Source organism: Microcoleus sp. N9_B4 (assembly GCF_036701635.1).
Lineage (GTDB): Bacteria > Cyanobacteriota > Cyanobacteriia > Cyanobacteriales > Microcoleaceae > Microcoleus.
The window spans coordinates 197,667-215,175 of sequence record NZ_JAUBRC010000003.1 but is presented as its reverse complement, the minus strand read 5'-3'; the positions used below and the strand labels follow the sequence as shown (position 1 = coordinate 215,175).

Here is a 17,509-nt window from a genome sequence, read left to right as displayed (position 1 = left end):
CCCATTATCCATGCCCCATGCCCCATTACCTATCTCGGAGTGTTTTATGTCAGAACAACAACCCAACAAGCCAATGAGTTTTAGCCGCTTTGCGGACTGGTGCAGGCATATTGACAGTCTTTCAGAAGGAGCAAGGCACACAGTTAAAGTGTTGTTAAAAAAGGCTGGCACTGATGACGCACAAGCAGCGGAGCAGATACTTTCAAGCATGACAGAACTGGATCTCAGCAGCAATCAAATTAGCGACATCAGCTTTCTCGGCTCGCTCACCAATCTGACAACACTGAATCTCGGCGGCAATCGAATTACCGACATCAGCTTCCTCGCCTCGCTCACCAATCTGACAACACTCAATCTCTACCACAATCAAATTAGCGACATCAGCTCTCTCGGCTCGCTCACCAATCTGACAACACTGAATCTCGAAAGCACTGGAATTAGCGACATCAGCTCTCTCGGCTTGCTCACCAATCTGACAACACTCAATCTCTACCACAATCAAATTAGCGACATCAGCTCTCTCAGCTCGCTCACCAATCTGACAACACTAAATCTCAGCCTCAATCAAATTAGCGACATCAGCTTCCTCGGCTCGCTCACGAATCTGACAACACTGCGTCTCTGGGACAATCAAATTAGCGACATCAGCTTCCTCGGCTCGCTCACCAATCTGACAACACTGCGTCTCTATTGCAATGAAATTACCGACATCAGCTTCCTCGGCTCGCTCACCAATCTGACAACACTCCATATCTGGGACACTCAAATTACCGACATCAGCTTCCTCGGCTCGCTCACCAATCTGACAACACTGGATCTCTACGACAATCAAATTACCGACATCAGATCCCTCGGCTCGCTCACCAATTTGACAACACTGAATCTCCAAAGCAATCAAATTAGCGACATCAGCTTTCTCGGCTCGCTCACCAATCTGACAGAACTGGATCTCAGCTACAATCAAATTAGCGACCTCAGCGCCTTGCGATCGCTCACCAATCTGACAGCACTGAATCTCGAAAACAATCATCAAATTACCGACCTCAGCGCCTTGCGATCGCTCACCAATCTGATAGCACTGAATCTCAGCGAGAATCAAATTACCGACATCAGCGCCTTGCGATCGCTCACCAATCTGACAGCACTGAATCTCGAAAACAATCAAATTACCGACATCAGTGCCTTGCGATCGCTCACCAATCTGACAACACTGGAGCTCGAAAACAATCAAATTACCGACATCAGCGCCTTGCGATCGCTCACCAATCTGACAACACTGGAGCTCGAAAACAATCAAATTACCGACATCAGCGCCTTGCGATCGCTCACCAATCTGACAACACTGGAGCTCTGGTACAATCAAATTACCGCTCTGTGCGTGTTAGGCGAACTCGCAGAGAAACGTCTTACTCTCTCGACTAAGCCAATTGATGCTCAAAAAGCTACAGAAGCCATCAAAGTTGCCTATGCCGCTATTGGGCTAGAACAACCCTCCGTTATTATTTGCAGCAGTCCCCGCGACGCTTATCTCCAAATCTTCAACTTGCCCAAACGCGACCATTCACCAAACTGGTCAAACGAATGGGACAGGAATAGATTGGGGAAAAAGCTAGAGTGGGAATGGATCTCCCCATCGATTATTGTGAGAGAATTTACAAGTCCGGGCCTGTGGGAGTCTGAGCTCGCTCACATGACGATCGAGTCCGAAGCAGACAGCACAATGAGGTGGCTGATGTACGAATTGGTTGGCAGCTATGCGCGATCGGAAAAAACGAAGGGGAATGTTTTTCCCGATTATTTGTTCGGCCTCCAATCCCCTGAAACCCCCACGACTTTGGTTAAAAAAATCTATTTGACTGAATGGTATATCTCTTCATTAAGCGTCAATCTCTCCCAAAAGGCACAAGAAATACTTCGCTCCCAAAAACTGCTTTTCGAGCATTGCGGTTTTATATTTCCCTTTGAAAAGATTTGCGCGGTGTGCGATCGCCCCCGCCATCTTCGCTTTGACAGTCAAAACCGCTTGCACGCGGAAGGAGAACCTGCCATTGAGTTTGCGGATGGATGGAATTTTTACTATTATCACGGCGTCAGATTGCCTGAAGAATACGGCAAAGTCCACCCAAATCAATGGCAATCACAATGGCTTTTAACAGAAGAGAATGCCGAACTTCGGCGAGTGTTAATTGAAGGAATTGGTTACGATCGCATTTGTCAAGAGTTGTCAGCAGAACAAATAGATAGTTGGCAGGAATATGCACTATTAAAAATAGATAATGCCGATGTCGAGCCGATTTGTTTGTTAAAAATGACTTGTCCGAGTACGGGATTCATTCACGCTTTGAGAGTGCCGCCTAACCTGACATCTGCTAGGGAGGCAATTCGCTGGGCAAATTGGGATATCGATCCAGAGGAATTTTCCGTGCAGACTTGATATAGCAGAAGGAAGAAGGAAGGCACTACACGGATTAACACGGATACACGGATTAAAGGGTGCGCGTATCAGATGTCATACCGAATCAGCGATCGGGAAGAAGGAAGACTTAATACTAGCAAGAATTTCAGCGATCGAGAATGTCCTTGTTTTAATTTCAGCAACGAGATGACAATTCCTGCAAGAACGAGCTAGGCTAGCTGTAGGCATCTATTTCGATCGGGATTTACGCACGGGTGGCCAGAAACCGGGTTTTTTGTGAGAAGACGCGTTATAGCCCGTAAAAATGACAAAAACCCGGTTTCTTTGGTGTTGATTCGTAATATCCTGTCCGGTAGATTAGCGATTTGTCGTCGGGCGGGGGCAGGTTTATGAGATTGTCGGTTTTCGGCAATTATTGTCGGTGAACCTGCCCCTACAAGACATGGCGTTTGTAATAACGGATCGGATCTATCTGAGATATTGCAGCATTCTTTATTAGCTGTAGGGGCGGGTTCGCCAGTAGGCTTAAAGTTTGCAGACAGGTTAAATAAACCCGCCCTCCCCCACGAATAATCCCCTCAAATCAATCGGACTCGATCTAACTTCTATTATTCCTAGAAATGCACCGCATCAAATTTCTCTCACCCTCCAAACATGGCAAAACAACTAGCAATAGAAACTCGCGGGCTGACGAAACAATTCGATCGCCATATAGCAGTCAATGACATCGATTTGCAAGTAGCAGCAGGCGAAGTATGTGGACTGATCGGCCCCAACGGTGCCGGCAAAACTACTTTGCTGCGGATGTTGGCGGCGGCTGAGGAACCGACTACAGGGGAAATTTACATCAACGGCGATAGGTTATTGTGCGATCGATCGCACCCGATTCTCAAACAGCGCATCGGCTTTCTTCCCGACGACTTTCCCCTCTACGACGACTTGACTGTTTGGGATTATTTAGACTATTTTGCCCGACTCTACAACCTCCAGCAACCGCGCCGCCGAGAGCGAATCAACTTTGTTTTAGAACTCGTACAACTAACCAACAAACGCAACAGCTTAATTTCCACCCTTTCGCGGGGGATGAAACAGCGCCTGAGTTTGGCGAGAACTATTATCCACGAACCGCTGTTGCTGTTGTTAGACGAACCAGTTTCTGGCTTAGATCCGATCGCCCGAATGCAGTTTCGCGAAATTATCAAAGCTTTGCAAGAAGCCGGGATGACCGTAGTCATATCATCTCACGTCCTCAGCGACTTAGCCGAACTTTGTAGCTGGGTGGGTATCATGGAACTCGGATATCTGGTCGAAAGCGCACCGTTACAAGAACTTTACAAACGCCTCAGCCGCCAGCAAATTTTCATGTCGGTTTTAGGAAATAAATTAGAAGCGCTAACATCCGCATTAAAAAACTTTCCTTGGGTGGAAAATTGGGCAATAATCCCGGAAACTCAACAGGTATGCGTTGATTTTTCAGGAAGCCCGGAAGATGCGGCAAATTTATTACGCGAACTCGTCGCGGCCAACATTCCCCTAACAGAATTCCACTGCACTCAAGAAGATTTAGAAACCATTTTTCTGAAGATGGGACACCAGCAAGCATCCTAATTTAGTCGTTTCCAGAATCAAATTAATTCTTTGTGGAACGGGCATCTTGCCCGTTATTGAAAATAATTCAACAGTGAGTTATAACTGAGTTATATTTTTTACGGTGGGATCGGAATTATTTCACCGCAGAGAACACAGAGGACACAGAGGAAGAAAAAAGAGAGAATTACCAATCAAATCACCAATAATTAATCAACCATGACACTCCACTTACTAGACAAAATAGGCAACTGGAATCCCCAGTTATTTCGAGAAATCAAAGGCCGCTTGAATACTGGCAATATGGCGATCGCCTCGGCTTTTTCCCTAAGCGGTCAACTGCTGCTATTCATGTATTACAGCGCCCAGATACCCGTTACCCCTCCTAATTGGAATCATACTGACCCCATCTATTACGAATTTTGTCATAGCTATCACTCAAAGTGCGTCACAGATGCCTTGGGCAACTTAGTCATTAACTGGCCGAAGTGGTGGGGAGAGATATTCATTTGGCTGAGCATATTTAGCGTGTTAGCCCTCTTACTCGCAGGGACTTATATGCTTGTCAGCGACTTATACAAGGAAGAACGCCGCGGCACGCTCAACTTTATTCGCCTCAGTCCCCAGTCTGCCAAAACAATTTTTATGGGCAAAATTCTGGGCGTCCCAATTCTCCTTTATGTAGCAGCAATTCTGGCAGTACCGCTGCACTTGTACGCTGGATTAGCTGCTCACATACCCCTGGATGGAATTTTATGTTTCTATGCAGCGGTTGCAGCTAGTTGTGCTTTATTTTACAGCGCTGCGATGCTATTTGGATTGACAACGAGTTGGTTGGGAGGATTGCAACCTGCGTTAGCTACCATTCCGGTTTTTGTTTTGTTGTGGATTTCTGCGATACTCCCGTTCACGCACACTGCTTGGGATTTGCTAACATTTTTGTCTCCCATTGCTCTCCTGAAATATCTGATTTTTGGAGTTCTTCCTGAATATTATCATTTCCCTTTTGTCGCTGTAAATTTAGATAATTTGCAATGGTTTTACTGGCCAGTCGATACAAATATTGCCAGTGGCCTTGCTTTGTCTCTCTTGGTTTGTGGTACAGGAACCTACTGGATGTGGCAGGGATGGCAGCGCCGTTTTCCAAATCCCAGTGCTACAGTGTTGAGCAAGCGGCAAAGTTATTTGCTAGTTATCTGCTGTCAGGTAATATTTTTAGGGTTTGCACTCCAATCAGACGCCCCAGAAAACGCTAATCTCATCTGTTTACTTATCTTGAATTTGCTGATGTTCTTAGCTTTAATTGCAGCTTTAACATCTGACAGACAATCATTGTACGATTGGGCGAGGTATCGTCAACAAATCGTTCCCAGCAGTCAAAAGTTGTGGCGGCGCTACCCATTACTCGATTTAATTTGGAGCGATAAAAGTCCGGCTGTAGTTGCGATCGCCATCAATTTGCTGATTTCAGTCATAATTTTAACACCTTGGACGCTGTTGGAAAAATTTGAGACAAACGGATTTTGGGGCGTAATTCTCTGCATGAATCTCATCCTAATTTATGCAGCTATCGCCCAACTATTCCTATTTACCAAAACCAGAAATCAGGAAATTTGGGCCGCCCGCACAGTGGGTGGCGCTATCTTGTTGCCACCTGTGATCTTATCTATGCTCTTGCTTACCCCAGAAAAAGCTCCTTTTTTGTGGTTGTCTTCAACCTTTGGCATTTGGTTTTCGCCGTTTCTGACAGCCACGTCAGGAAATACCATTTTGCTATCCATACTCAGTCAGTGGACTGTATTGGTGTTGTTGAATCTCAAATTGCGATCGCAACTGAGACTCGCTGGGCAATCAGCTTCTAAAGCACTGCTGAAAGCTTGAAAAAGCAGGGGAAGATCTCAAACGTGAAACTCCGATTCAGGCAGGGATTTAAACCCCTGCCTGAAAGCTTAAGTCGTCTGAAAACGACTGTTCAACTAACTTATTATGCAAATTCCGCATTTATAATCCACTTTCTACCGCTCGATAGTTGTCGCCGCTACACACAAAGCTCACCTTCGCAGGCTTTAAGATTAAAGTTGAAAAATAATTTCTAACTGTACAGATCCAAAATTATAGAGTCAGCGTATATTACTAATGAACGCAGTACAAAATTTCATAGGTTCGCACCGCTAAAAACTTCAGCTTGCCTGTTTGCAGTTGAGCTGCGATCGCCCTTGGCTACACAGCCAACTATAAAATACGGCTAACTGATCTGTCTTTAGGAGTGGATTGATTTGAATCGGGAGGCGGGTTTATGTATCATTTGACCTGCCTGTAATACTTTTATTGCAACCGACCCCTACAGCCGAAAATCAGAAAAACTATCCTAAAAGTGCGAATTTGTGATATTTTGACTGAGAATACCACCGCCGTTAGGCAACAGAAGTATCAAATTTAGAGGGTGATTAGAGGATGGCAGAAATTAGAGGCACCGCCCAAGCAGACTTGCTCGCAGGAACTCCAGAAAATGACCTGATTTTTGGTTTGATGGGCAATGACACCATTGCCGGAAACTCTGGTAATGACAGCATTTATGGAGGTAAGCAAAGCGATTTAATAGAGGGCAATTCTGGTCAAGATTCGCTTTTTGGAGATTTAGATAACGACATTATTAACGGCGGCGAAGGTAACGACTTTTTAGTGGGCGGAAAAGGCAGCGATTCCATATCGGGAAACTCCGGCAATGATGTTTTGTCGGGCGATCGAGATACTGATGTCCTGATAGGCGGAGACGGGGCAGACCTCTTTGTTTTGAGGCGCTACGCTGAGGCAGATCCGGGTCGTACCAGCGGCGGTGTTAGTTTGGCAAATGCCGACGCGATCGCCGATTTTGCACCCGGTACAGATTTAATCGGTTTGGCGGGAGGTCTTAGTTTTAGCGACTTGAATATTCAGGAAGCTGGAAACGATACTGTTATTCAAGACCGAGTGACTGGAGAATTTCTCGCTACTCTCAGAGGGGTGAGACAAAGTGCGATTAACCAGGCAAGTTTCACTAATAATATTAGCAGCGTTGTTCCAAACCCCCCGCCTCCAGCGCGGACAACGGCTTATGCTTTAACTCCTGCTAATCGGATTGTCGGTTTTAGTCTTTCCAATCCGGGAAGTGTGATCTCAGATTTGCCCGTAACTGGATTGCAAGCGGGAGAAAGTTTGCTGGGAATTGATTATCGGCCGGCTAACGGTGTGCTATACGGTGTGGGTTCTAGCAATCGCTTGTATACTGTCAATCCGATGACTGGGGAAGCAAGTCCAGTCGGTAACGGGGAGTTTGCTGTTCCTCTAACTCCGGGGGCTGCGGGTTTTGATTTCAATCCGACAGTCGATCGAATTCGGTTTGTCAATGAAGCCGATCAAAACGCCCGCCTCAACCCGGATAACGGGGCAATTGTCGATTTTGACACGGTGGCGGGGGGAATTCAACTCGACGGGAGTTTAGCTTACCGGGCGGGCGATCGCAATTTTGGGTCAAATCCAGCGGCTGCGGCTGCTGCGTACACGAATAACTTTGCGGGCGCAACTTCGACAACGCTGTTTGTAATTGACAGCAATTCAGACGTTTTGGTGCGACAAGATCCGCCGAATAATGGAGTGTTGAATACGATCGGATCTTTGGGAGTTGATGCTACTAGCATTCTCGGCTTTGATGTCAGGAGTATTGGCGGCCGCGAGGTGGCAGTGGCGGCGCTGGAAGTTGGTGGCATTTCCGGCTTGTACAATATCAATTTAAGTAGCGGTCAAGCTTCCTTTGTCGGTCAAATTGCCGACGGGAGACAGATTAACGGTTTGGCTTTGCCTTTGCCTACAGCTTACGCCTTAACTGTCAGAAATGGCGCTGAAACAATTGTCGGTTTTAACGAGGCGGCACCGCGGGCGATTCTCAGTGACGCAGCAGTTACAGGGTTGCAGCCGGGAGAAAGTTTGCTGGGAATTGATTTTCGCCCCGCTAACGGTGTGTTATACGGTGTGGGTTCTAGCAATCGCTTGTACGCGATTAATCCCGTTACTGGGCAAGCAAGTGCAGTCGGTAGCGGGCAGTTTGCTGTTCCTCTAACTCCGGGGGCTGCGGGTTTTGATTTCAATCCGACGGTCGATCGAATTCGGTTTGTCAATCAAGCCGGTCAAAACGCCCGCCTCAACCCGGATACGGGGGCACTTGTCGATGTTGACACGTTGACGGGGGGAGTTCAACTCGACGGGAATTTGGCTTATGCTGCGGGCGATCGCAATTTTGGCAATCCCGGCGCGGCTGCGGCGGCTGCGTATGTGAATAACTTTGCAGGGGCAGCTTCGACGACACTGTTTGCAATTGACACCAATTTAGACGTTTTGGTGCGACAAGATCCGCCGAATAATGGCGTGTTGAATACGATCGGATCTTTGGGAATTGATGCTGGTACTGTTCTCGGCTTTGATGTCAGGAGTGTTGGCGGTAACGAGACGGCTTTGGCTGCGATCGAAGTTGGCGGAGTTTCCAGTCTATACAATATCAATTTGACGACCGGTCAAGCTTCGATTGTTGGTCAAATTGGTGACGGGCGAGGGATTAAAGGTTTAGCGCTAACTTTGATTTAAATAGGGGAAGGAAGAAGGAAGAAGGAAGAAGGAAGAAGGAAGAAGGAAGAAAAATAATTAAACTTTTTTAATTTACCAATGCCCAATTCCCGATTCCCGATTCCCGATTCCCAATGCCCAATTTGAGTTAATCTATTATTTTGACAACCAAGATAAGATGTTATCTCAAGTTTTTTACTTGCTACGTTCTCGTGCTGACGGCAAATATATCAGCGCTTGTCCCAATCCAGATTCGGCGGTGAGTTACCTGCTGATGTTTCGCGAAGACTATGACGCTTTGAGTTATCTCAACGCCCACGCTGCTGAGGTTGCCGATCGATTCGGAGTAGAATCGATTTCCGGTTCTCAGGTTAAAAAGCTGCTTGAACGTTGGGGCTTTAACGGTGTAGGGGTTGTTCAAGACCCGCTGTTACCCAATATTGAGTTTTTATTGACAAAGGATTGACAATTGACAAGATTTGCTATTCACCCGGTTTCAGGAAGAAATCGGGTTTTTTTGTCAAGTTTTGAGCCGATCGCCCGATCGAGCTTGTACAGTTCTGTGCCCCATATCTAGTGCAAATTGTCAAATATATTAACCTTTTACCCTAAATCTGAATCCTGTTGTATATTCGTAGTCTGTTGATTTATTCCGACACGTCAGTACACAACCTATGGTTCGAGAATTAGAGCGATCGAGTGCTAGCGACAAACGCAACCTGTCCGATTTCCCCGAAACAGCACCCGCAGCCAATCCAGTATTTTTTAGGACTTACAGCCGCCGTACCGAGACGGGAAGGGAGACTTGGGCCGAAGTGTGCGATCGAACAGTCAAGGGGCTGCAAAAGCTGGGAAACCTCACCCCCGAAGAAACACAACTGCTGCACCGGATGCAAAACCAGCTCAAAACCCTCGCTTCAGGCCGCTGGCTGTGGGTAGGTGGCAGCAAATGGATCGAGCAACCAGAGAATTTTTCCGGCGCATATAATTGCTCCTCAACAAATATTCTCGACTGGCGTTCCTTTGGTTTGTTAATGGATTTGGCAATGATGGGCTGCGGCACCGGGGCAGTCTTGGAACCACAATATATCAACCAACTGCCGCCGATCCGCAACCGTTTAACCCTAACCATGCAAGGCGAAATCGGCTTTACACCCGCCCAGTCGCGCCGTCAAGAAACAGAAGTAAAAATAGCAGAAAAAACCGCAACTATTTATGTCGGAGATTCTCGCCAAGGTTGGGTAAACTCCTATCAAAGTTTGCTGGAATTATCCACAGATGAAAGATTTGCAGGAGAAGTTCAAGTTTTTATCGATTTGAGCGACGTTCGCCCGGTGGGAGAACCTTTAAAAGGTTTTGGCGGAGTAGCAAATCCGGTGAAATTGCCCGACCTTTATCAGCGCTGCGCCGCAATTTTGAATAAAGCTTTAGGGCGGCAGTTAAATTCAGTTGAATGCTGCGTGTTGATTGATGAAGCGGCGGTCACGATCGTCGCCGGCAACATTAGGCGCAGCGCGGGAATTCGTCAGTTTTCTTTCGATGACGAACTAGGGGCAAATGCTAAAAATAATTTGTGGCAGCAAGATGATAACGGCAACTGGAGAATAGATCCAGAACGCGATGCCCTTCGGATGGCAAACCATACGCGAGTTTTCCATACCAAACCTACACTAGAAGAATGTATTGATGCTGTCCGCAAACAGTATTATAGCGGCGAAGGTGCGATTCAATGGGCCGGGGAAGCTGTAGCTCGATCTAACGTTGATTTACTTTCAACACCGAGTCTTAAACTTGAGTTTTTGAAAGCTTACGACGAAGGAAAAGCTAAAGATTGGTTGCAGGAACGCTATCCTAATATGACTGCGGAAGAATTAGAGCATCGGTTAGTCCGTATGGGCTTAAACCCGTGTGGTAAGTAATTTTGCCTCACGTAAAAAACCTCGCAAAATCGGAGAAGACTGAGATGTTAACTCCGAGGTAAGTAGGGGAATTAAAAATCCTTTACCACCGTAGAGCGTACCGGGTGAACCTTCTTAATTGAAGAATATAATCCTGGCAAGAGTGCGGGGCATTTACAACTACAGTAAATGAAAAAGTACGCCGAGCTACAGGTAAAATGGAATCTGTAGAACTAAAGGATAAAAAGCCTTTAGGGTAACAAAAATGGAAATCATCGGCTCTAACTTCCACTGCAATCTTTCTGAGGTTCACCTTAATCAAATTGACCCTTACAACTTCAAAGAACAGGAGGAAGCTTTCAGGGCTGCGGCTCTATCTGTGGCGGTACTTCTCAATCACAAATTTCTTGAACCCCGCTATCAATACAGCCGCGAACTAGACCCGATTGTCGGCGTATCTTTCACGGGATTGTTCGATTTCTTCGTTCACGCTTTTGGCGTTGAGTGGCTGCGCTGGTGGGTGGAAGGCCGCCCGCAAACTCCGCAAGGAATCGCTTTTAAACAGCGGGAAGAAGAGTATTTGAGTGGTTGGCGGGAGATTGTGAATCGGGTAGTATGGGATTATTGCGATCGCCATTCCTTAAAACGCCCAAATCGCTGCACAACCGTTCAACCATCCGGTACTAAATCTCTGCTGACAGGTGCTTCACCCGGCTGGCATCCGCCGAAAGCCCAGCGTTTTATTCGCCGAATCACTTTCGGCAAAAACGACCCCGTAGCCCTCGCCTGCATCGACTACGGATACAACGTGATTCCGTCTCAATCTGACAAAGATGAAAACGGCAATTTGCTGAACAATCCCTTCGATGAACGCTGTACAGAATGGCTGGTAGAAATACCTGTTGCGGTAAGTTGGGCTGATTTACCCGGTGCTGATGAAATTGACATTAACAAATTCTCAGCGGCGGCACAAATGGACTTTTATATGCAGGTGCAAAAGTTCTATGTCAGACATAACACTTCGGCCACGATTGAACTGCGCGAAAACGAAGTTGAAAGTTTGGGTACTCGGATTTACGAAGCGATTCGCGATGATGAAGGCTACATTTCCGCAGCGCTTTTGGCTCGGTTTGATGCTCTTGAAACTTTCCCCCGTCTGCCCTTTGAACCGGTGAGCAAGGAAATTTACACCAAGATGGTGGCAGAGACTTTAGCGCGCCGCGAAATTGATGTTTTTCACGAGGCTTTGAGTCGCTATGACTTGGGTGAAATGATGGATTCGGGGCCGGCGGGCTGCGATTCTGATAAGTGTCTGATGCCGGAGACTAAGGCTTTGTAATAGCCTTGAAGGAAATCCCCCGTTTGGGGGATTTTTTTTATGTTTAATTGCAGATAAACATAAAATCGTAGATACTGTCTTGACCTGTCAAGGGGTAGCGTTCAAATAATTGGGGTCGAAAAACTTTTGGGATTTTAAAATCCCAAAAGCCAAATGCAGCAACTTCCGATATCATTGCACCAATCACCTGTATTTTGACCTTTCCATGACCCAATAATCGCACAGCGAGTCGCTTTGAGATACAACGCCTTTTTTCGTCGAGGGAAAAAACGTACATTGAGTGGGGGCGGGTTGATCGGAGGGAGCATCTCACTTTTGTAACCAAGCTAGAAATTGGAGTTTTGAGGCTCTCTTGCTGCGGGGAAAGAGTCAGAAGGAAGGAGCCAGAAGAAGTGTTTTTACAAATATGAGATACTCCCTGATCAGATTATTAATTTTTGGCGATTATGGTTGGTAAAACCCGGCCCTACAGGAATTGGGGTTTAATGTTCCGCTGTCAAAAGATGGAATTGCTCGGTATCAATGCGATTTGCTCGATACAAAATTTCAGCTATTTCCGAAAGCGCCAACACAGAATGGGCGCGATAACCGTTGGCCTGCATCTTATCTTTGACTCCCTGTTCGTGGTCGATTAATACCACGATATCTTCCACATTCAAGCCAGCCGATTTTAGCTTAGCCGCGCCTTCCATCACGCTTTTGCCACTAATCAAAATATCATCGACTACGACAATCGTTTCTCCTGCCTGAAAATGCCCCTCAATTAACTTGCCGGCACCGTAAGTTTTGACTTCCTTGCGCGGGAAAATCATCGGGCGTTCCATCCGCAATGCTAAACCCGTTGCTGTGGGTAAAGAACCGTAGGGAATTCCGGCAATGCGATCGAATTTTAAATCCTTGAGAATGTCTGCATAAGCGCTGACAATTTGATGGAAAATCTGCGGAATTGAGATAATTTTCCGCAAGTCGATGTAATATGGAAATACGGCTCCCGATGCTTGTACGTGGTCGCCAAAAACTACGCAGCCGATGTCATAAAGTTGCAAGATTAAATCGCGGTGAGGTTCCGGTTGCAAAAAGCAAACATCGGGCAGCCACAGTTCGCAAGTGGGACTACCTTCGATCGCGCGCAGCCTCTGTTTATTAATACTATCCCGCAATTTCTCAATTTCTCGGCGCGGCTCTTTACCCGCTAATAAACTTGGGGGGACTGGCAGCAATAAATCTTCACCATTCTTGCTTAAACCAGCCGCCAGCAGTTGTGCGAGGTCGTTTTCTTCTGTGAGGTCATTTTCTTCGGCGATGTCTCCTTCAACTAAAATTAGGCGTTCAGGAGCTTCTTTGCGGATACGCGCTAACATATCCGGCATTACTCCTACTTCTAAACCTAGTTTTTCGGGAGTTCCCCAAGTTTGAGAGAGTCGGACTAATTGCAAGTAAAAAGGGTTGTTTGGCGTCGGGTATTCTTGCACAGCCGCCGCTGACGGGTTGGCGGTGGCACAGAGTACAAAAACAGTTTTTCCGGCGTATAACAAAAAAGGCGCTACTTGGTCGAATCCGGCATAGGGACTTAAAGTAATAGCGTCAACTCGCCAGTCTTGAAATACAATTTTGGCAAAGACTGTGCTGGTATTTAAATCGCAGTGTTTGGCATCTAAAATTACTGGCAGGTGAGGGGGAATAATTGTTAAAATTTCTTGCAGCAATGCCCAACCGGGAATACCGAGAGATTGGTAAAAACCGAGGGTGATTTTGCAGGCACAAATTAAATCTGCTGTTTGGTCGATCGCACTTTTTAGCTTTGACAACAAATCAGTTACAAAAGTTTGAGTCTCTTCCCCAGTCATCGAAACCAGGGCGGGCAAGGTTTCCGAGTCGGGGTCGAGGGCTAAATACAGCAAACTTTGATTGCTTTCAACAGCCGCTAACAGTTTATCGAAAAAGTTGGTTCGATCCGTCATAGTGTGTTATGGAGGTAAGGGGAATTTAAAAAAATGCAGCTCAAAGTGGGAGGGGTGTTGTGCCGGAAGAAACCGATCCCCGTTGAAATTGAAATTAAGAATCTTTTAAGATTGTAGAATGTAAAGAGCAGGAAATCTGTAACTTTGGGAGCAGTTTCATGGGGAATGATTTTCGAGTTGGCTACACCAGTGATTGCACCTAACCCGCAGCAAATCAATTAGTTGCGGTAAACTAACCAGTGTCCGGGCGGCGATTTGATCGGCATTCGCCTGCGGTACGCGAGTTTAGCAAATGCGAATTTGCAAGGGGGAGATTTGAGAGAAGCAAATTTTAGGGAAGCTAATTTATCCGGGGCAAATTTGAGCGGGGCTTCTTGACGGCAAGCTAATTTACAAGGCGCTAATTTTACTCAAGCTAATTTAATCCAGAGCCCGTTTGAGGGGGTTAATCTAAAAAATCCTACCGTTGGAGGTATTATTTTGGTTGACGGTAGTATTAAATAGAAGCAGAATCTAAAGCAATGCCCGCCTTATATTAGGGATAGTAATAAATGATCGGTACGATCGACTTTACGATTTGGGACGAGTTGCTGCAACGCTACGTTGACGATTTCGGCCGCGTCAATTATCGGCGCTGGAAAGCTGAGGGGGCGGATGTTTTGAGGGCGTGGCTGGAAAGTTTGGCTGATGTGGATTTGGCCTATGGTACTGATGCGGATTCGCGGCTGGCGTTGTGGCTGAATGCGTACAATGCGATCGCAATTTCTCAAGTTCTCGAAGTATATCCGATCGCGTCCATCCGTCCCAAAGTTTTGGGAATTCCCAACTGGCTGAGTTTTTTGGATTTTTTCACTCGTTCAAATACGATTATTGGCGGCAAAAAGTACAGTCTCAATCAAATCGAACACGCAATTTTGCGGCCGGAATTTGCGGAACCGCGCATCCATTTTGCATTAGTTTGCGCTTCAGTCGGGTGCCCGCTGCTGCGCCGGGGGGCTTATTTCCCGGAGTCGGTACGGACTCAACTAGAAGCAGATGCCAGCCGTTTTATTCACAATCCTGATAAGGTGCGATATGATGCCGAGAAAAAGACGCTTTATTTGAGCAAGATTTTTAAGTGGTACGGCGAGGATTTTGTGAAGGCGGCGGGTTCGGTGGCTGAGTATGTGGGCGGTTATTTGGGGCCGGAGGCGGCTGTGGGTGATAAATGGGCGATCGTTTTTTTGCCTTACGACTGGAATTTGAATCGGGTTGATGGATAAAATTTGCGCCTAGGGGTAGGTGTTTTTTTGAGGGAGTAATTTTTTTCGGCTGTCGTTACCCCTTCAAATTGCCAGATTCAACAGGGCGATCGGATCACGTAAATAGTTGACGTGTACTATAGAGAGGTTATTATAATGGTTTGAAGCTCAAAACTTGTAAACGCTGATATTTTCAGTATTTAATAAATATAAAATATGCCTCAAAGAATTAGTGATGTGTTTCAGGTAGATTCAATAATATTAAGGGAACATAATGTATTTAATGGATTTATTGATAATGATTCAAAACTATATATAGACCCAAGACTCTTATCAAAAACATCTGTGATAGAGCTAAAAAATGCTGATGAAAAAGTTATGAATTATTTTGAAAACAGAATAAAAGAAATACAAGTTATTATTGAAGTAAAAAAAGAACTTAAGGAATTAAAAGCTAAGGAAAGTTCAGAGAATTTCTTTTATAGACCTTCACCTAAATATTTGAGACTTCAAGAAGAGTATAAAGAAATAAGAGTTGAAGTTCGTGATAAATTAATATTTTCTGAAACTCCTCTAGCTGGTTTAGGATACTCAAACAAAGGTAGTGGAGGTAAAGGTATTGGATGGAGTATAGCATGGGATTTATTAGATAATATTACAAGTTTTGTAGAAGTGGGGCTGGTAGATCCTATTATTTTTCAATTAGCAGCAGTTTTTCAAAAAAATATAGGTGCTGATAGAATTAGTGATATGATTATTTCTATAATTTTACCAGAATTAGCTCAATTTTCAAGTCGTATTGCAGAACAATTAAATTTACCAAAAGCTGATTCAACTGATATTAATGGTAATAGATATTGTAATTTACCTTGTTACTTAGATAAAGGAATTCTTTTAGTACCCGAAAATATATTAACTTTTCTTCCAATTAGTTATTTGTGGAGTGAAAAAGATGCTATAAAACATCATAATTTAGAACTTAGAAATTATATGAATGATAGAATGCGAACTTTATTTGCCGATGGTTTAACATGGAATGATATTGTTAAAGATAAGAATAGTTTACAAGAATTACTTGTAGAGCATCCTGATATGATGACAAAATTAATTGATACATATAAATCAACAAAACCTATCCCCTATGATTTTATTAAAGATCCTGAAAATTTATTTAGTTGGCATGATGTTGCAAGATTTTATTCTGAAAAATATCCTTTAAATATTGAAAATATTAGTGATATATATTTTATTAATAGTGAAGAATTGTTAGAAACAATACGTGTATATTTTTCACAAATTGTAAGTTGGGGACTGTGTAAAGAATTTTATAATGTAATAAATTTTCCTCAAATAAAACGTGTTCCTAAAGAAGAAACAATAGCATTATTTATACTATCAGAATTGTTAGATTATCATCTAAAAGATAGTTGTTTAACTGTGGAATGCGTCCCTCAAGAAAACGTTATAAAATTTTCTAATCATGATAGAATCATATTGAAATTCACTTCTAGCCGTGGGATAATTAAAAAATGTCATAAATTAATAATAGAAAATAATCATCCCAATTCTACTAATTCAACTACTATTTTGTTTCTTATAATTGTTAATGGTGGTAAGTCAGAGAACGAGATTAGATCATCATTTAATGTAAATGGAAAAAACATATATATAGAAAGTGAGTTTTTTAAAATATTTTTTATTAATGCCAGATGGTAAAAATAACTATACGTTAAGGTCGGATGGTTTCATAGTCCTATCATATTTATGGTTCTATAGGCGCACGATGCTCGGACGCCTGTATAGTCTTACCATAGGTACGGGTTGTATTCTAAGCACGTTTTACACATCTGACACGTCTGGCACGGCTCGCTCATACGTTTAGCGGATGGTCGGAGCGATCGTCTTGCTTGCACGGTCAGACGGTCTAGCGGCTTGCACGGTCTAGCCGTCGTAGCGGTGGCAAGGTCTAGCAAGAAAGCGTCACGGGTGCAATAATCAGCCCTAAGTATAATTTATAGGTCTTTATGTAAATCACCCATAAGTATAATGTCGAGGTCTTTATGTAAAGGGTATATTTTTAATAACCATTTGTAAATGTAAGGAATAAAATTAGTGGCTACACTCAAATTTGATTTAAGAGAACTGAATTTAGTACCTTGTGAGGGTGGAAATTCATTTATAGAAACTCCAGAATATTCAGATTTTTATGTTTTTTTAGATACATCCGTAGTTAAGTATTTGACTGACTGTAAACATATAATTGCTCTTAATAATATGTTTCTAATTATTGAAACTGAAAATGATGAACATTGGAGAATTTCACACCGTAATGAAGAAGGTGGTTTTTGGGGTTGTGTTGTTGGTGGAAAAATAATAAAAAAAGTAGAGGAGAAAATAAAAATATTGTGTTCTGAAGCTGATATTAAATTTAGCACATCTAGGGTTTCTGGAATAGATAACTGACGTATTGG

Annotated in this window: 12 protein-coding genes and 3 pseudogenes; 14 read left to right on the top strand and 1 reads right to left on the bottom strand. The window is 44.3% G+C overall.

What is annotated here, in order from left to right; translation table 11 throughout:
* Window positions 1-10: 10 nt before the first annotated feature.
* From QUA43_RS30780 to nrdJ (QUA43_RS03240), 9 genes and pseudogenes are all read left to right on the top strand, one after another.
* Window positions 11-1,363, top strand: a pseudogene (locus QUA43_RS30780) (leucine-rich repeat domain-containing protein); the annotation flags it as partial.
* Between the two features lie 498 nt (window positions 1,364-1,861).
* Window positions 1,862-2,434 (top strand): annotated as a pseudogene (locus tag QUA43_RS30775) (DUF6745 domain-containing protein); the annotation flags it as partial.
* A 72-nt stretch (window positions 2,435-2,506) separates the two neighbouring features.
* On the top strand, window positions 2,507-2,629 hold the full coding sequence (locus QUA43_RS03270; protein ID WP_333370972.1) for a hypothetical protein: 123 nt from the start codon (window positions 2,507-2,509) through the stop codon (window positions 2,627-2,629).
* 441 nt (window positions 2,630-3,070) lie between these two features.
* Entirely contained in the window at window positions 3,071-4,024 is a 954-nt protein-coding gene (locus tag QUA43_RS03265) for an ABC transporter ATP-binding protein (protein WP_333370970.1), read from the top strand.
* Window positions 4,025-4,222: 198 nt separating this feature from the next.
* A complete protein-coding gene (locus QUA43_RS03260) occupies window positions 4,223-5,884 on the top strand; it encodes a hypothetical protein (RefSeq protein ID WP_333370968.1) in 1,662 nt (553 codons plus the stop codon).
* 573 nt (window positions 5,885-6,457) lie between these two features.
* On the top strand, window positions 6,458-8,620 hold the full coding sequence (locus QUA43_RS03255; RefSeq protein WP_333370966.1) for a DUF4394 domain-containing protein: 2,163 nt from the start codon (window positions 6,458-6,460) through the stop codon (window positions 8,618-8,620).
* Window positions 8,621-8,777: 157 nt separating this feature from the next.
* Window positions 8,778-9,065, top strand: coding sequence for a hypothetical protein (locus QUA43_RS03250; RefSeq protein WP_333370964.1), 288 nt, complete (start codon window positions 8,778-8,780; stop codon window positions 9,063-9,065).
* A 208-nt stretch (window positions 9,066-9,273) separates the two neighbouring features.
* Window positions 9,274-10,518, top strand: coding sequence for a ribonucleoside-triphosphate reductase, adenosylcobalamin-dependent (gene nrdJ / locus QUA43_RS03245; RefSeq protein ID WP_333370963.1), 1,245 nt, complete (start codon window positions 9,274-9,276; stop codon window positions 10,516-10,518).
* A 244-nt stretch (window positions 10,519-10,762) separates the two neighbouring features.
* On the top strand, window positions 10,763-11,836 hold the full coding sequence (gene nrdJ, locus QUA43_RS03240) for a ribonucleoside-triphosphate reductase, adenosylcobalamin-dependent (protein ID WP_333370961.1): 1,074 nt from the start codon (window positions 10,763-10,765) through the stop codon (window positions 11,834-11,836).
* 482 nt (window positions 11,837-12,318) lie between these two features.
* On the opposite strand, the gene QUA43_RS03235 is transcribed toward nrdJ (QUA43_RS03240), so the two are convergent.
* Window positions 12,319-13,797: a bifunctional orotidine-5'-phosphate decarboxylase/orotate phosphoribosyltransferase gene (locus QUA43_RS03235; protein ID WP_333370959.1), complete on the bottom strand. Its 1,479-nt coding sequence runs from the start codon at window positions 13,795-13,797 to the stop codon at window positions 12,319-12,321.
* A 255-nt stretch (window positions 13,798-14,052) separates the two neighbouring features.
* Between QUA43_RS03235 and QUA43_RS30770 the strand changes: the two genes are divergently transcribed.
* The 5 genes and pseudogenes from QUA43_RS30770 to QUA43_RS03220 all read left to right on the top strand — a co-directional run bounded on the left by QUA43_RS30770 (window position 14,053) and on the right by QUA43_RS03220 (window position 17,501).
* A complete protein-coding gene (locus QUA43_RS30770) occupies window positions 14,053-14,175 on the top strand; it encodes a pentapeptide repeat-containing protein (RefSeq protein ID WP_445301944.1) in 123 nt (40 codons plus the stop codon).
* Between the two features lie 15 nt (window positions 14,176-14,190).
* Window positions 14,191-14,301: pseudogene (locus QUA43_RS30765) on the top strand (hypothetical protein); the annotation flags it as partial.
* A 47-nt stretch (window positions 14,302-14,348) separates the two neighbouring features.
* A complete protein-coding gene (locus tag QUA43_RS03230; RefSeq protein ID WP_333370957.1) occupies window positions 14,349-15,059 on the top strand; it encodes a DUF547 domain-containing protein in 711 nt (236 codons plus the stop codon).
* Window positions 15,060-15,254: 195 nt separating this feature from the next.
* Window positions 15,255-16,754, top strand: coding sequence for a hypothetical protein (locus tag QUA43_RS03225; RefSeq protein ID WP_333370955.1), 1,500 nt, complete (start codon window positions 15,255-15,257; stop codon window positions 16,752-16,754).
* Window positions 16,755-17,150: 396 nt separating this feature from the next.
* The gene (locus QUA43_RS03220) at window positions 17,151-17,501 is read left to right on the top strand and encodes a hypothetical protein (protein WP_333094186.1); all 351 of its coding nucleotides are present in this window, start codon (window positions 17,151-17,153) and stop codon (window positions 17,499-17,501) included.
* Window positions 17,502-17,509 lie beyond the last annotated feature (8 nt).

Coding starts and splice junctions, on each gene's coding strand:
- QUA43_RS03270 (WP_333370972.1), top strand. CDS start 2,507: ATGTCATACCGAATCAGCGATCGGGAAGAAGGAAGACTTAATACTAGC.
- QUA43_RS03265 (WP_333370970.1), top strand. CDS start 3,071: ATGGCAAAACAACTAGCAATAGAAACTCGCGGGCTGACGAAACAATTC.
- QUA43_RS03260 (WP_333370968.1), top strand. CDS start 4,223: ATGACACTCCACTTACTAGACAAAATAGGCAACTGGAATCCCCAGTTA.
- QUA43_RS03255 (WP_333370966.1), top strand. CDS start 6,458: ATGGCAGAAATTAGAGGCACCGCCCAAGCAGACTTGCTCGCAGGAACT.
- QUA43_RS03250 (WP_333370964.1), top strand. CDS start 8,778: ATGTTATCTCAAGTTTTTTACTTGCTACGTTCTCGTGCTGACGGCAAA.
- nrdJ (WP_333370963.1), top strand. CDS start 9,274: ATGGTTCGAGAATTAGAGCGATCGAGTGCTAGCGACAAACGCAACCTG.
- nrdJ (WP_333370961.1), top strand. CDS start 10,763: ATGGAAATCATCGGCTCTAACTTCCACTGCAATCTTTCTGAGGTTCAC.
- QUA43_RS03235 (WP_333370959.1), bottom strand. CDS start 13,797: ATGACGGATCGAACCAACTTTTTCGATAAACTGTTAGCGGCTGTTGAA.
- QUA43_RS03230 (WP_333370957.1), top strand. CDS start 14,349: ATGATCGGTACGATCGACTTTACGATTTGGGACGAGTTGCTGCAACGC.
- QUA43_RS03225 (WP_333370955.1), top strand. CDS start 15,255: ATGCCTCAAAGAATTAGTGATGTGTTTCAGGTAGATTCAATAATATTA.